The organism is Stutzerimonas stutzeri (assembly GCF_009789555.1).
Taxonomy (GTDB): Bacteria; Pseudomonadota; Gammaproteobacteria; order Pseudomonadales; family Pseudomonadaceae; genus Stutzerimonas; species Stutzerimonas stutzeri_R.
Genome location: NZ_CP046902.1, coordinates 2,367,528 through 2,382,227, shown reverse-complemented (window position 1 = coordinate 2,382,227; position 14,700 = coordinate 2,367,528). Strand labels below are relative to the sequence as shown.

General features: G+C 63.0%; 11 protein-coding genes and 1 tRNA gene. 6 read left to right on the top strand and 6 right to left on the bottom strand.

All coding sequences use genetic code 11. The features are described from left to right. The first annotated feature begins 172 nt into the window (after positions 1 to 172). Both GQA94_RS11085 and GQA94_RS11080 read left to right on the top strand, forming a co-directional pair. On the top strand, positions 173 to 2,206 hold the full coding sequence (locus GQA94_RS11085; RefSeq protein WP_158188075.1) for a S9 family peptidase: 2,034 nt from the start codon (positions 173 to 175) through the stop codon (positions 2,204 to 2,206). A gap of 131 nt (positions 2,207 to 2,337) precedes the next feature. Continuing rightward, complete coding sequence (locus GQA94_RS11080; RefSeq protein WP_158188074.1) at positions 2,338 to 2,697, top strand: YgaP family membrane protein; 360 nt, start codon at positions 2,338 to 2,340, stop codon at positions 2,695 to 2,697. Between the two features lie 557 nt (positions 2,698 to 3,254). Here GQA94_RS11080 and GQA94_RS11075 read toward each other — a convergent pair. From GQA94_RS11075 to GQA94_RS11055, 5 genes are all read right to left on the bottom strand, one after another. Beyond that, entirely contained in the window at positions 3,255 to 4,277 is a 1,023-nt protein-coding gene (locus GQA94_RS11075) for a succinylglutamate desuccinylase (protein WP_158188073.1), read from the bottom strand. Then, a complete protein-coding gene (locus GQA94_RS11070) occupies positions 4,249 to 4,536 on the bottom strand; it encodes a topoisomerase II (RefSeq protein ID WP_158188072.1) in 288 nt (95 codons plus the stop codon). Before GQA94_RS11070 ends, GQA94_RS11075 begins: the two co-directional genes overlap by 29 nt. 69 nt (positions 4,537 to 4,605) lie before the next feature. After that, a complete protein-coding gene (locus GQA94_RS11065; protein WP_158188071.1) occupies positions 4,606 to 5,826 on the bottom strand; it encodes an aspartate aminotransferase family protein in 1,221 nt (406 codons plus the stop codon). A gap of 118 nt (positions 5,827 to 5,944) precedes the next feature. Then, on the bottom strand, positions 5,945 to 6,640 hold the full coding sequence (locus GQA94_RS11060; protein ID WP_158188070.1) for a crotonase/enoyl-CoA hydratase family protein: 696 nt from the start codon (positions 6,638 to 6,640) through the stop codon (positions 5,945 to 5,947). A gap of 129 nt (positions 6,641 to 6,769) precedes the next feature. Beyond that, positions 6,770 to 8,074, bottom strand: coding sequence for an HD-GYP domain-containing protein (locus GQA94_RS11055; RefSeq protein WP_158188069.1), 1,305 nt, complete (start codon positions 8,072 to 8,074; stop codon positions 6,770 to 6,772). A 226-nt stretch (positions 8,075 to 8,300) separates the two neighbouring features. Between GQA94_RS11055 and GQA94_RS11050 the strand changes: the two genes are divergently transcribed. The 3 genes from GQA94_RS11050 to GQA94_RS11040 all read left to right on the top strand — a co-directional run bounded on the left by GQA94_RS11050 (position 8,301) and on the right by GQA94_RS11040 (position 10,721). Further along, a tRNA-Ser gene (locus GQA94_RS11050) sits at positions 8,301 to 8,390 on the top strand. A gap of 715 nt (positions 8,391 to 9,105) precedes the next feature. Then, complete coding sequence (locus GQA94_RS11045) at positions 9,106 to 9,459, top strand: rhodanese-like domain-containing protein (RefSeq protein ID WP_158188068.1); 354 nt, start codon at positions 9,106 to 9,108, stop codon at positions 9,457 to 9,459. Positions 9,460 to 9,599: 140 nt separating this feature from the next. Continuing rightward, positions 9,600 to 10,721 (top strand): mechanosensitive ion channel family protein, encoded by a 1,122-nt coding sequence (locus tag GQA94_RS11040; RefSeq protein WP_158188067.1) that lies wholly within the window; start codon positions 9,600 to 9,602, stop codon positions 10,719 to 10,721. A gap of 47 nt (positions 10,722 to 10,768) precedes the next feature. On the opposite strand, the gene acs is transcribed toward GQA94_RS11040, so the two are convergent. Further along, positions 10,769 to 12,724 (bottom strand): acetate--CoA ligase, encoded by a 1,956-nt coding sequence (gene acs / locus GQA94_RS11035; protein WP_158188066.1) that lies wholly within the window; start codon positions 12,722 to 12,724, stop codon positions 10,769 to 10,771. Between the two features lie 248 nt (positions 12,725 to 12,972). On the opposite strand from acs, the gene GQA94_RS11030 reads away from it, so the two are divergent. Next, positions 12,973 to 14,292, top strand: a complete 1,320-nt coding sequence (locus GQA94_RS11030; protein ID WP_158188065.1) for a DUF2254 domain-containing protein — start codon at positions 12,973 to 12,975, stop codon at positions 14,290 to 14,292. Positions 14,293 to 14,700 lie beyond the last annotated feature (408 nt).

Genomic DNA, 14,700 nt, shown 5'->3' with positions numbered 1-14,700 from the left:
CGGGCATCGCTCAGCCCCATCGATCGCCATTCACGCAGGTGATCGCCCGCACCCGAGCGATGAACCCGGATCGCTTTCCCGCCGTCACACACTGACGAGCACCTAGTACACTCGGCGCCTGTTCCAACCTCGTCCAGCTGCGCCAGTGCGCGCCGCCTTTCAGGAGTTATGCATGTCTGCCCCCATTGCCCGCGTCGACACAGGCCAGGACCCGTACAAGTGGCTGGAGAACCGCGACGCCCCCGAGGTGCTCGATTACCTGAAGGCTGAAAACGCGTATCTGGACGATCGACTGGCCGATCAGCTCGAGCTTCGAGAGACGCTGTTCCAGGAGATCAAGGGCCGCATCCGCGAAACTGACCTGTCGCTGCCTTCACCCTGGGGCCCCTGGCTTTATTACCAGCGCACCACCGCAGGCGATGAGTATCCGCGTCATTACAGATGCCCACGGCCTGCGGACGGCTCCTTCACCGTGGACGAACGCGCCGAACAACTGTTGCTCGATCCCAACGAACTGGCCGCCGGCGGATTCCTGTCACTGGGCGCTTTCAGCGTCAGCCAGGACCACGGCAAACTGGCCTACAGCCTCGATACCCAGGGCAACGAAATCTACCAGCTGTTCGTCAAAGACCTGGCCACCGGCGACGTCACGGCCCTCCCATTCGAGAACTGCGACGGCAGCATGACCTGGGCCAACGACCACCAGACCCTGTTCTTCGGCGAACTGGACGACACCCACCGTCCGCACAAGATCTTTCGGCATCGCCTGGGTGAGAGCGGCCGCACCGAGGTCTATCACGATCCGGACGGTCGCTACTTCGTCCATTGCTACCGCGCCAGCAGCGAACGGCAACTGGTGATTCTGTCCAACAGCAAGACCACCAGCGAAGCCTGGGTCCTCTCGGCGGACGAGCCGGAAGGCCGCTGGATATGCCTGGCGCCGCGCCAGGAGGACCATGAATACTTCCCCGACCACGGCCTGCTCGACGGGCAATGGTGCTGGCTGGTACGCAGCAACCAGGCCGGTATCAATTTCGCGCTGTACCAGGCACCGGAGGCCACGCCGCAACGCGAGCACTGGCGCGAGCTGATCGGCCACCGCGATTCGGTGATGCTCGAAGACGTCAGCTTGAACGCCGACGCCATTACGTTGACCCTGCGCGAAGCCGGGCTGCCGATCATCGAGGTGCGCCCAGACGCTGGCGCGCCCTACCGACTGCAACTCCCGGACGCCGCCTACAGCCTGCACGTCCACAACACGCTTGAGTTCGAGAGCCCGGTGATTCGCCTGCGCTACGAGGCGCTGAACCGTCCCGCACAGATTCGCCAACTCAAGCTCGCCGACGGCGAACAGCGCGTGCTCAAGGAAACCCCGGTGGAGGGCCCCTTCGACGCCGATGCCTACGAGAGTCGGCGCATCTGGGCGACGGCCGCAGACGGCACGCAGGTGCCCATCAGCCTGGTCGGTCGCCGCGAGTGTTTCGGCCAGCCCGCGCCGCTCTACCTGTATGGCTACGGCGCGTATGGCCACAGCCTGGACCCCTGGTTTTCCCACGCACGCCTGTCGTTGCTCGACCGGGGTTTCATTTTTGCCATCGCCCACGTACGCGGCGGCGGCGACCTGGGCGAGGCCTGGTACCGCGCCGGCAAACTGGAGCACAAACCCAACACCTTCAACGACTTCATCGCCTGCGCCGAGACACTGATCACCGACGGCTATACCGAACCCGCCCGGCTGGCCATCAGCGGCGGCAGCGCCGGCGGCCTGCTGATCGGTGCCGTGCTCAATTTGCGACCGGACCTGTTCGGTGCGGCGATTGCCGAGGTGCCCTTCGTCGACGTGCTGAACACCATGCTCAACGCCGATCTGCCATTGACGGTGACCGAGTACGACGAGTGGGGCGACCCGAACCAGTCCGACGTGCATGCGCGCATCAAGGCGTACGCCCCGTACGAAAACGTGCGCAACCAGCCCTACCCGGCGATCCTTGCAGTGGCCGGCTACAACGACAGCCGCGTGCAGTATTGGGAAGCGGCCAAATGGGTCGCCAAGCTGCGCGCAAGCAAGACCGACGATAATCTGCTGCTGCTCAAGACCGAATTCGGCGCCGGGCATGGCGGCATGAGCGGTCGTTATCAGGCGCTCAAGGACGTGGCGCTGGAATACGCCTTCGTCCTGAAGGTCTTCGCCATGACGGCACGCTGAGGCTCTTCCCCGCTGGGGCGCTGTGCGCCCCGCACGGTCGACACCAACGACGGCGGTTTGCCGACTTGCGGTCGGAACGGCCCACACGCGCCGGGGTCATCTGTCACACCACTGTTTCGGAGTGATTACCCATGACCAGGACATCAAACCAGGCTTCACAGAACGTGCATGGCTGGGAGCGCGCGGTATCGATTGCGGGCGGGCTGTACTTCCTAGGCAAGGGCATCGGCCGCGGCGGCGTGGGCGGCTTGTTGCAACTGGCGATGGGCGGCATGGCGCTTGCCCGAGGCGTCACCGGCCATTGCGAGGCCAAGCGCGTGCTGTGCGAGGTGAACGAGCAGGCCAAAATGGCCGAAGGTAACTCCCGGAGCATGCCTCTGGAGCGCAGCGAAGCGGATGACCAACGCCTGAAAACCAATGCCCAGGCGGCCACCGGCACTGCGACGGTGACCGGCAACGATTCGCTCACCAACCCACCAGCCGGCGTCTGAGCCGATCAAAGCAACGCTTCGCCCCGAGGGCGGGCCTCCTACAGCAACAGCTACAACACCACTGGCCTGTGGGAGGCGCGACCCGCGGCGAAAGCGGGCGTCCTACCCGCCCAAGACAAACGCCTCGCCCCGACGGCGGGCCTCCTACAGCAACAGCTTCAACACCACTGGCCTGTGGGAGGCGCGACCCGCGGCGAAAGCGGGCGTCCTGCCCGCCTAAGGCAAACGCTGCGCCCCGAGGGTGGGCCTCCTACAACAGCTACAACACCATTCGCCTGTGGGAGGCGCGACCCGCGGCGAAAGCCGCGTCCTGCCCGCTCACAGCAAACGCTTCGCCCCGGGGGCGGGCCTCCTACAACAGCTACAACACCACTGGCCTGGGAGGTGCGACCCGCGGCGAAAGCGGGCGTCCTACCCGCTCAAGGCAAACGCTTCACCCCGAGGGCGGGCCTCCTATAGCAACAGCTTCAACACCACTGGCCTGTGGGAGGCGCGACCCGCGGCGAAAGCGGACGCCTTGCCCGCTCAAGGCAACCCCTTCACCCGAGGGCGGGCCTCTATTCGCTCACAGGCACAACGATCAGGCCGGCGCGCTCGCCAATCGCGACGTCGGCCATGGGGAACAGGATTCGTGCGCCCCGCTCGTGCGCCACCCAGCGGACGCCGTCGTCCTCCGCGAGCAGCGTGCCGGGCGGTAGCGGCGTGAAGTTGTCGATCTCGCTCGGCAGTCGCAGGGCGAATCGCTCGCTGCCCTTGATGATTTCGCGGGCCAGCCGAAATTTCAGCAGCGGGCGTGGCGGCGTTGCCGGCACAGGCTCCGTCGCCTCGATCCAGTGTTTCGCAGCCTGCAGCAACTCGAACAGACAACCCGGCCAGACGCCGTCAGGCGCTTCGGCCAGCTCGAGGGTAAAGGCGTCGGCAGCGTGTCGAGTCGCCGTATGAGCGCTGAAGGTTCCGGAAGGCTTTTCCTGCAACAGCACCGCATCGACCCCCGCATGCCGCAATCGCATCAGGCTGAGCGGGGATACTTCGCGATCAGCCACCCAGGGACAGATGGCGAACTGGGGCAACACCGACCCGCGCATTGCAGAGTGCAGGTCGAAGTGCCAGCGGCGTCGATCCGGGTCGCAGAAAAATGTTGCCACCAGCGCTTCCAACCACGCCGCGCGACGTGCTTCGTCACCGCGCGCCTGCGCATGCTTGCCGCAGAACAGCCGATTCAGGTCATGGGCTACACGGCGCACGCCCTGGCGCATCGCCGGCGGGTTGCAGAACAGCAGCAGCAGCCGGACCCGAGGACGGATGTCACCGCGACCGATCGCTTGCACCAGGCGGTCGAGCACCTCGATCGGAACGGTCTCGCAGCCGTGCACGCCAGCCGACAGCAGCAGATCGAGCCCCGTATCCTGACCAGCCGCCGGCGTCACCTCAAGCGCGCCCTCGCCCAGCCAGCGCAGCATCACGCCATCCGCGGTGAGCTGAACGCACTCGTCCGGCTCACGTCCGGCAAGCGTCAGTTGCAGCAGGTTGCCAAGCCCCTGCGTGCGAACCTCAGTGGTCGTGGTTGCAGTCCGGTCCATGAACGTGATCGTCCTCGGCCGCCTCGACCGGCTCCATCTCAAGCTCGAGGCTGACCAGGTTGGTCGCCAAGGGCCGCAGCAGCAGATTGGCGTACTCCGTGTCGCCATCTTCCACGTCGACGCCGATCATCAGTTGGTTGTTGCCGACCTGTTGAATCCAGACTTCCCGCCCCTGCCACATGACGGCAAAACGGGTGCAGGACGTCTCCAGTTGGGTACCGTCTACATCTTCCAGGATCAGTTGCAGGCTATCGCTCATGGTCAGGTTCTCGATAAAGGAAAGACGGCAGGACCGATGCGGTCCTTGCCGGAATTTACGGCCTTCGCTTCAGGCCTGGGTCAGTTTTGCGGCCGCGCGCTCGAAGCGGGCCAGGCCCTCGGCGATATCGACCTCATCGATGATCAGACTCGGCGCGAGGCGGATCACATCGGGACCGGCCTGCAGGATCATCAGCGCTTCTCGTTCGGCCGCATCGAATATCTCGCGGGCGCGCCCTTTCCACGCCTCATCCAGCACACAGCCGATCAGCATGCCCATGCCACGTACCTGACTGAACAGCCCATGACGCTGGCCAATTTCCAGCAGCCCGCGCTTGAAACGCTCATGCCGCGCCTTGACGCCGTCGAGCACCTCCGGCGTGTTGACGATGTCGACCACCGCTTCGGCCACCGCGCAGGCCAATGGGTTGCCACCATAGGTGGTGCCGTGAGTACCGACGCTAAAGTGCTTCGCGACCTCTTCGGTCGTCAGCATCAGGCCAATCGGGAAACCGCCGCCCAGGCTCTTGGCGTTGGTCAGGATGTCCGGCATGACACCGTAGTTCATGTAGGCATACAGCTCACCGGTACGGCCCATCCCGGTCTGGACTTCATCGAAGATCAGCAGCGCGTTGTGCTCGTCGCAAAGCTTGCGCGCACCTTCGAGATACGCCTGATCGGCAGGCAATACGCCGCTTTCGCCTTGAATCGGCTCCAGCACCACGGCGCAGGTCTTGTCCGAGATGGCGGCAGCGAGCGCATCGAGATCGTTGTAGGGGACGTGGCTGATACCCTGAATCTTCGGGCCAAATCCATCCGAGTACTTCGGCTGGCCGCCAACGGTCACGGTAAACAGCGTCCGGCCATGGAAGCTGTTCACCGCGGAGATGATCTCGCATTTCTCCGGGCCGTGATTGTCGTGCGCATAGCGGCGCGCCAGCTTGAAGGCCGCCTCGTTGGCTTCGGCGCCCGAATTGCAGAAGAACGCGCGATCGGCGAAGGTCGCGGCGACCAGCTTCTTCGCCAGCCGCAACGCCGGCTCGTTGGTGAAGATGTTGGAGATGTGCCAGAGCTTGCCCGCTTGCTCGGTCAGCGCTGCGACCAGTGCCGGATGGGCATGGCCGAGCACGTTCACGGCGATGCCGCCGGTGAAATCGATCAGTTCTCGCCCGCTCTGATCCCATACTCGCGAACCCAGGCCGCGCACCGGAACGAAAGCAGCGGGTGCAAAAGTCGGAACAATGACCTGGTCGAAATCAGCGCGTTCTACCGGGGTGTGCGGGACGGACATCAGGGCTCTCCTGCGATGCGACACGAATGGAAAATGAAAACGCCCCGCCATGGCGGGGCGTTGCAAGCGCAGTGTAAACGCAGGCCTGCGGGAATGGGCGATCCGGCGAAAATTCTCTTCAGGGCGCGATCGAATGTTGCTGATCCAGCACGATGGCGCGGTCCAGGGTATCGAGCAGGCTCTTGCGGGCCTTGAGCTTGGTGTTCTTGTGGGCCGTCATGTTGATCTTTTTCAGCTGCGCTGCGGTCGCCCTGGCGACATCCATCAACTCGCCTGCCGGAACGATCCTGTCGAAAAATCCGGCGTCCAGCGCCGCTGGCGGGTTGAAGATCTCCCCATTGATGACCGACCGCTGGAACGCTGGTTTGGTCAGGCGATCGCGCGCCACCTCGATGCCGGAGTGATGCATCGTCATGCCGATCTGCACTTCGTTGAGACCAATATTGAAGGCACCTTCGACGCCAATGCGGTAGTCCGCCGACAGCAGCAGGAACGCGCCCTTGGCGATGGCATGGCCGGGGCAGGCAACGATGATCGGAAACGGATGAGCCAGCATCCGCCGGGTGAACGTCGAACCGGTAGTCACCAGCGCGATTGCGTGTTCGGGACCCGCGGTCATCACCTTGAGGTCATAGCCACCGGAGAGAATTCCCGGCTGGCCGGTAAGAATCACGACGGCGCGGTCCTGCTCGGCACGGTCGAACGCAGCGTTGAGCGCGCCGAATACCGCCGGAGACAATGCGTTGACCTTGCCGTTGTTCAGGGTCAGCGTGGCGATGCCGTCTTCGAGTTCGTAGGAAACCAGATCACTCATGACGAATATTCCTTGTTAGAAGTCCCCAGACGTTACCCAGCGCGACTCGCCAGGTAAAGCGCCGTGACTGACTGACAAGTCATGATCGGTCGATCGAACAGCCCTCGGACGGGCCCGAAGCGAGCCCGCTCAGCCCTCGGCGGCATCCGGCTCGAGTTCGAGCACGGCCAGCAGCTCGGGATGCAGAATCGTCTGCAATTGCGGATCGGCGATGAACAGGCCGTAGGCGCCGTCGGAAATACCGCTGCGTATTCGGTAGGGCGTTCCATCGGCGTCGACGGTCAGCTGGGACAGGTCCAGATAGCGCGGCTCGCAAGGCTGCTTGTCGGCATTGCGCAGGACAACCACCTTGGGTCGCAAGTGCAACTGCGGGTGTTTCTCCAGTACCAGCGCGACCTCACCGGTGTGCAGCTCGACCAGCGTGCCCACCGGAAACACACCGAGCCAACGGATGAACTCGTGCACCAGAGCCTCGTCGAATTGCTGCCCGGCACCGCTGCGCAGCACGTCGTAGGCTGCCTGGATCGGGCGCGCATCGTCATAGGCGCGATGGCTGGTGATCGCGTCGAAGGCATCGACGATAGTGACCACCCGCGTCGTGAACGGAATCTGATATTGGGCGAGGCCTTGCGGGTAACCCTTGCCATCCAGCCGCTCATGATGCCCATGTGCGGCGTGAACGGCCGCGGCGGGAATGTCATCCTGGTTGCACAATGCCTGATAGCCAAAGCCAGGATGGAGCTTGATGTGGTCGAACTCCTCCTGGGTCAGCTTGCCCGGCTTATTGAGGATCGCCGGGTCGATTTTCATCTTGCCCACATCATGCAACAGCCCGGCGATACCCAGCAGCTCTATCTTTTCATCGGGCAGGCCGAGGTGCGTACCGAAGCCCATCGCCAGGATCGACACGGACAAACAGTGCAGGCTGGTGTAGACGTCCTGTGACTTCAGACGGGTCAGCCACAGCATGGCGCTCTCGTTGCGCAGCATGCTTTCCAGGTTCCGCTTGACCAGCGCCTGGCAGGCCTTGGTATCGATCGCCCGCCCCTGCTGCACGTCCTGCAGCACCTGATCCAGTACCAGCGCGCTGCTGCGATAGGCCTCACGGGCTTCATGCACTTCAAGCGAAAGCGGAATGCGGCTCATCGTACGCTTCACGCGTAACGGTGTTGCCAAAGGTGCGATCATCTGGCCCTGGTCGAGCGACACGCGTCGGGTGTCATCGACGAACACGTAGTCGCAGCGCTCACGCACCGCTTGAATATGTTCGAGCTTGAGCAGGGGGAATCCCTGGAACAGAAAATCGGTGTGACGCCACGGTCGATCCAACTCGCAGATATACATGCCGAGTTCAAGATGACTGACGTGCAGACGACGCTTGGTAGCGACCTCTACCGCGTCCGGCCGCTTACGCTTGCTTTTGAATAACTTCATCAAGCCTTTCCCGGCTCTACATATTCACTCGGTTCGATGGCGTTGAAGCGGGTACCGATGCCATAGAGGTTGGAACCCTAGAGTAACGATAGGTTCATTGCTACTACCGCTTGGCCAGTTTTCCAACGGCCCCTTAACCGCATGAAAAAACTAAAAAACTTTTTGCCATCCGTAAGCTGTTCGGCTACATTAGCGCGCCTCGACGGACATCAACCCGTCGAGATCCGGTGAGGTGTCCGAGCGGTTGAAGGAGCACGCCTGGAAAGTGTGTATACGAGAAATCGTATCGTGGGTTCGAATCCCACCCTCACCGCCAGACTCGAAATACGCGAAGCCCCGACCATCGGGGCTTTGTCGTTTCTGACGCCGGGAAATGCCCCTCGCGCACAACGCCTCTGGATTGGACGCACCGCCCTGCCAAGGGCTCCGCTACGGCTGCCGCACGCAGCTCGGCGCGTTACCGACATGTTCCGTTTTCACCCGCGTCCCAGCTCGTTCCGGAAGTCGACGTTTCCATTCGATCCATCATTCGGTCGAGTTCGACGACCACGCCCCCCATCATCGGACTGTCCGTGGCCGCGATACGGCCGTTCTGACCAGCGGTCCAACGGCGCAGGCGCGGCACGCCCGGCGAAAACAGGTCGCCGCTTGCGAAACGCGGCCCTCTTCTACCGGCGGGCGGGCGGCCAGGTATGTGCTGGCTCATATATTGCTTGGAGCAGATGAGACGTCCATCAAGGAGAACGATTGCCGGGCCGAGCGCACGACGGTAAAGCGGATCAGACCTGCGTCGCCGCGCCCCCGGCTGTGCATCGGATCGACCAAAGGCAACAGCGTCGCCAGCAAGGCGCGACGGATTGCCCGAACAGCCGAACCTCGCACCCGAACACAAAAGGCCGCGCCCATGTTCAAGCACAAGAAAGTCAGACAGGCCACCATGATTCTGTTCGCCACGGCGGTCATCCTGATCCTGCCCAATCTGACCCGTCTGGTAAGCTGAGCCTTCGAGACGAGATAAGGGGCGAACGCTTATGTACCGCGTGTTTTTGATGTTGATCGCGATGACCACCGGTGCGGTCGCCGCCGAGATCGATCAGCCAGCCGCCCTGGCCGCCCTGCAACGCGCCGACAGCATCCTGATCGACGTTCGCACGGCGCCGGAATACGCCGAAGGCGCCCTGCCCGGCGCAACGCGCATCGAGCCCCAGCATCTGGCCGAGCGCATCGCCAGCGTCGCACCGAACAAGGACACGCCCGTCGTCCTCTACTGCCGCAGCGGTCGTCGCTCGGCCGCCGCCCAGGATCTACTGCTGGACCTGGGCTACACCCACGTCGTCAACGCGGGCGGCTATCAGGACCTCAAGGCCGTGATTGCGTCGCACTGACGAGGCGATCCACATCCGCTGCGCCGCTCCCGCCTCATCCCCCCTTCGTTTATCGCGGAACTAATGTGCTGCGGTGGCTACTGAAAAAGGAGCTACCGCTTCAGCGCCTGGCCCGCGCATAGACCGGAGGACTCGAATTGATGAATTGGGATGTGGTGTTGAACGAAAGGCTTTGGATCAACATCGCCATAATCACTGGCGTCACCCTTGTCAGCTATCTCGTCCTGCAGACCCTCGTGAGGGTCATCACCAACCGCCTGCGCAAGATGAGCAAAGGCTCACGCAGCGGCTTCGTCGCCATCGCGGCGGAAATGCTCAGCCGCACCAGCCATTTGTTGTTGATCGCGCTTTCCGTACTGATCGCCTTGAAAGTGGTCGAGCTGCCGGATCGCTGGGAAGCGGCCATGTCGCATGGCTGGTTCATCGCCCTCGCCTTTCAGATCGCGCTGTGGATGGACACTGCCGTTCGCCTGTGGATGGAAAGCCTGAATCGCGACGGCAAAGCGCGCAATCCGGTCACCACGACGATCATCGGCATCATGATCCGCATCGTCATCTGGACGATGATGCTGCTTTCGATCCTCGCCAACCTCGGCGTGGATATCACCGCCATGGTCGCCAGCCTCGGCGTCGGCGGTATCGCCATCGCGCTGGCGGTGCAGACGCTGCTCAGTGACGTCTTCGCCTCGTTGTCGATTGGCGTCGACAAGCCCTTCGAAATCGGCGACTTCGTCGTGTTCGGCGACGTTGCGGGCAACATCGAGCACATCGGCCTGAAGACCACACGCATCCGCGCGCTGAGCGGCGAGCAGATCGTCTGTGCCAACGCCGACCTGCTCAAGCAGACGCTGCATAACTACAAGCGAATGAACACACGGCGCATCGTGTTCAAGTTCGGCATCACCTACAACACGCCATCGGCTAAGGTCCGTGAGGTTTCGGCGCTGGTCAAGCGAATCGTCGACGGCCTGGACAATGCCAAATTCGACCGCGCGCACTTCCTCGCTTTCGACGACAGCCAGCTGACGTTCGAGGTCGTCTACATCATGCAGGTCTCGGACTACAACGCGTACATGGATACCCAGCAGGAGATCAATCTGCAGCTGCTCGACGGACTGCGCGAGATGGAGGTGCAGTTCGCCTTCCCGACCCGCAGCGTGGAGTTCATCGGCGGCAGTTTTCCCGAGCTGACCGTGGCCGGCATGCCGCAGGAAAAGCCGGCAGCCAACCAGGACGCCCCGAGCGCGGTGCCAAACGGCTGACGCGGCGGCGCCCGACCGGAACGCCGGGCGCCGCGGATGGGCTCAGCTCAACGCAGGCGCATCTGCTTGTGGGTTTCGATCAACTGCGGCACCACGCCAGGATCGGCCAGCGTCGAGATATCGCCTAGCGCGTCGTACTCGTCGGTGGCGATCTTGCGCAGGATGCGCCGCATGATCTTGCCCGAACGCGTCTTCGGCAAACCTGGCGCCCACTGGATCACATCCGGCACGGCAATCGGCCCGATCTCCTTGCGCACCCACTGTTGCAGCTCCTGGCGCAACTGGTCGGACGGCTCCTCGCCCGCCAGCAGGGTCACGTACACGTAGATACCCTGGCCCTTGAGCGGATGCGGCACACCGACGACCGCCGCTTCGGCCACCTTGCGGTGCGCCACCATCGCGCTCTCGATTTCCGCCGTCCCCATGCGGTGACCGGAAACGTTCAGTACATCGTCCACCCGCCCAGTGATCCAGTAATAACCGTCCTCATCCCGGCGCGCGCCGTCTCCGGTGAAATACATGCCGCGGAAGGTCTTGAAGTAGGTATCGACGAAGCGGTCGTGGTCGCGATAGATACTGCGCATCTGTCCCGGCCAGGAATCGAGGATGACCAGATTTCCCTCGGTCGGGCCTTCGAGCAGATTGCCGAGATTATCCACCAACCCCGGCACCACGCCGAAGAACGGCCGTGTCGCCGAACCCGGTTTCAGCCCGGTCGCGCCAGGCAGCGGGCTGATGAGGATGCCGCCCGTTTCGGTCTGCCACCAGGTGTCGACGATCGGGCAGCGCGATTTTCCGACGGTCTCGTAATACCAATGCCAGGCTTCCGGATTGATCGGCTCACCGACGGAGCCGAGCAGGCGCAGGCTCGAACCATCGGCCCCCTCCATCGCCGCGCTGCCCTCGGCCATCATCGCGCGTATCGCCGTGGGCGCGGTATACAGGATGTTGACCTTGTGCTTGTCGATGATCTTGCCGATGCGCGTCACATCGGGATAGTTGGGCACGCCTTCGAACATCAGCGTCGTCGCGCCATTGGCCAACGGCCCATAGATGATGTAGCTGTGGCCGGTGATCCAGCCCACGTCGGCGGTGCACCAGTAGACCTCGCCGGGACGATAGTCGAAGACGCGCTCGTGCGTCAGCGCGGCGTAAAGCAGGTAGCCGCCCGAGGTGTGCATCACGCCCTTGGGTTTGCCGGTTGAGCCCGAGGTGTAGAGGATGAACAGCGGCTCCTCCGCGCCCATCTCCTTGGGCGCGCACACGTCGCCGGCCACGCGCATCAGATCGTCGTACCAGATATCACGGTGCGGGTGCCACCGGATGTCGCCACCGGTACGGCGCACCACAATGATCTTCTGTACGCAGCTGGTTTGCGGATTGGTCAGCGCCTCGTCCACATTGGATTTCAGCGGGATCTTCCGGCCGCCACGCAACCCTTCGTCGGCGGTGATCACCACCTTCGAGCTGCCATCGATGATCCGTCCGGCCAGGGCCTCCGGGGAGAAGCCGCCGAATACCACCGAGTGAATGGCCCCAATGCGCGCACACGCCAGCATCGCTACCGCGACCTCGGGAATCATCGGCATATAGATGGTGACGACGTCGCCCCTGTGGACATCCTGCCCGCGCAAGGCGTTGGCGAATTTGCTGACCTCGTGATGCAACTCGCGATAGGTGATTTTGCGCTGGTCCGACGGATCATCGCCTTCCCAGATGATCGCGACCTCGTCACCCCGCGTTTCCAGGTGACGATCCAGGCAATTGGCCGACACGTTCAGGGTGCCATCGGCAAACCACTTGATATCGACATGATGATCGTCAAAGGAGGTCTGCTTGACCCTCGAAAAGGGTTTGATCCAGTCGATCCGCTCCGCCTGCTCACGCCAGAAGCCGTCTGGGTTGACCACCGATTGTTGATACATGGCTTTGTAGGCGGCCTCGTCGGTCAGCGACCGAGCCGCAACTTCCGGTTTCACGGGATACAGGGACGCAGCAGTCATGGACAATTACCTCACTCGTCGGTCTTGTTTTCGTTTCGAATACTCCTGCCCCACAGGCGAACCATACGAATCAAACCAAACGCCTGGCGGCTTCACGTTCGAGCAGCGCGGGGTCAAAGCGTTCCGCTGGCTTGCGGCCATCGAGAACCGATTCACCTAAGCATAGACGCTCACGCCGAGGCGTACTTCGGCGCCCCTTGTGGTCATAGAGAGGCCAGGGCCTGTGCCCGTCATCTCGGGGTTCGAGGATGTCTGATCCAGCCAACGTGTTCTTTCGTGTCGTCACACGCATCAAGGAAAGCATTGCCTTCTATCCGGTCCTGATACCCGCCCTCTACGTCGCGGTGGCCGCGCTGGTGCTGCTGTTCGAATCCACCTCGCTGGCCGAAACGCTGCGCGACGACCTGCCAGCCGGACTGCTCGACGCCGATAACAGCCGTGAGATCCTCGGAACGCTGATCACCGGCATCATCTCGCTCACCGTGTTCAGCTTTTCCATGGTGATGGTCGTGCTCAACGGTGCCGCGGCGCGCCTGTCCCCGCGCGTTCTCCCCGGCCTGGTCAGCGACACGCGCAATCAGGTGATTCTGGGCATTTACCTGGGCAGCATCGTCTATTACCTGCTGATGATCGGCACCCTGAACAAGAATGATCCGGCCAGCGTCCCCGCCCTCGGGTTGGCGCTCGCCGTGCTGTTCGGCATGCTGTGCATGGCCCTGTTCGTCGTGTTCATCCGCTCGGTGTCGCAGTCGATCCAGGTCGACTGGATCCTCAGCGAGCTCTATAACGGCGCATCGGCCAATCTGGCCAGCCGCCGGCGGCGCATGGCCGGGGTCCACGAGATTCCCGACGCCACCGACTGGTGGTGCCTGCCCGCAGCCCGTCCAGGCTACCTGCGCGACGTGAACGAACGGCGCCTGGGCAAGCTGCTGCGCAAGCGCGACCTGATCGCCATGGTCCAGGTGGAGCCGGGGTTCTTCCTCATCGAGGGGCACCCCCTGATCAAGTTCAGCGAGCCATTGAACGAAAAGGAAGCCGCCGAAGCCCTGGATTGTTTCGACTTCCACGACAAGGAGTTCGCCGGCGAGAACGTTGCCTACGGCTTGCGGCAAATCTCGGAGATAGCGGTCAAGGCCATCAGCCCGGCCATCAACGACCCGGGCACGGCGACACGGGCCGTGAACCTGATCGGCGTGCTGCTGAAAAGGCTCGGTGGCTTGAGGCCTTATGACATCGGCTGCGTCGATAGCGATCGGCCGCGCCTGTTCTATCCACAACCCGGCATGAAGCGCGTGCTACAGACCGTCATCGCGCCGATTCGCATTTATGGAGCCCACGACCCACAGGTCTTGATTACCTTGTTGCAATGCATGAAGAACGCCCTGCACGGCGACCCGAGCAAGGCACAACGGGAGGCGCTTCATGGTGAAATCCATGCGATACGCGACGAGGCCCACGCAAACATCGACAACCCGCACGACCGCCGCTCAGTGAACGAAGCGCTCAAGCGGCTGGCGCGCGTCCAGAGCACCCAGCCCACCGTAGCGCTTCTGCCAGACAATCGGTAGGAGGCCCGCCTTCCACAAGAAAGAATGGTGCGAGGGATCGGCTTTGTTGGGGCTCCCACAAAAAAGCGGTGCGAGGGCCTGGGTCCGTTGGGGCTCTCACAGAAAAGCGGTGCGAAGGCTCGGGTCTATTAGGGCAACGCTGCGCCCGCTTTTGTGGGAGGCCCGCCCTCGGGGCGAATCGCCTGACCGCGGAGCCGGCGGAAAGTCCCTTCGCCGCGAGGCGCGCCTCCCACAAGCAAGAATGGTGTGAAGGCTCGGCTTTGTTGAGGCTCCCACAAAGAAAGCGGTGCGAGGGCTCGGGTCTGTCGGGGCTGTCACAGAAAAGCGGTGCGAAGGCTCGGGTCTGTCGGGGAAACGCTGCGCCCGCTTTTGTGGGAGGCCCGCCCTCGGGGCGAATCGCCTGGCCGC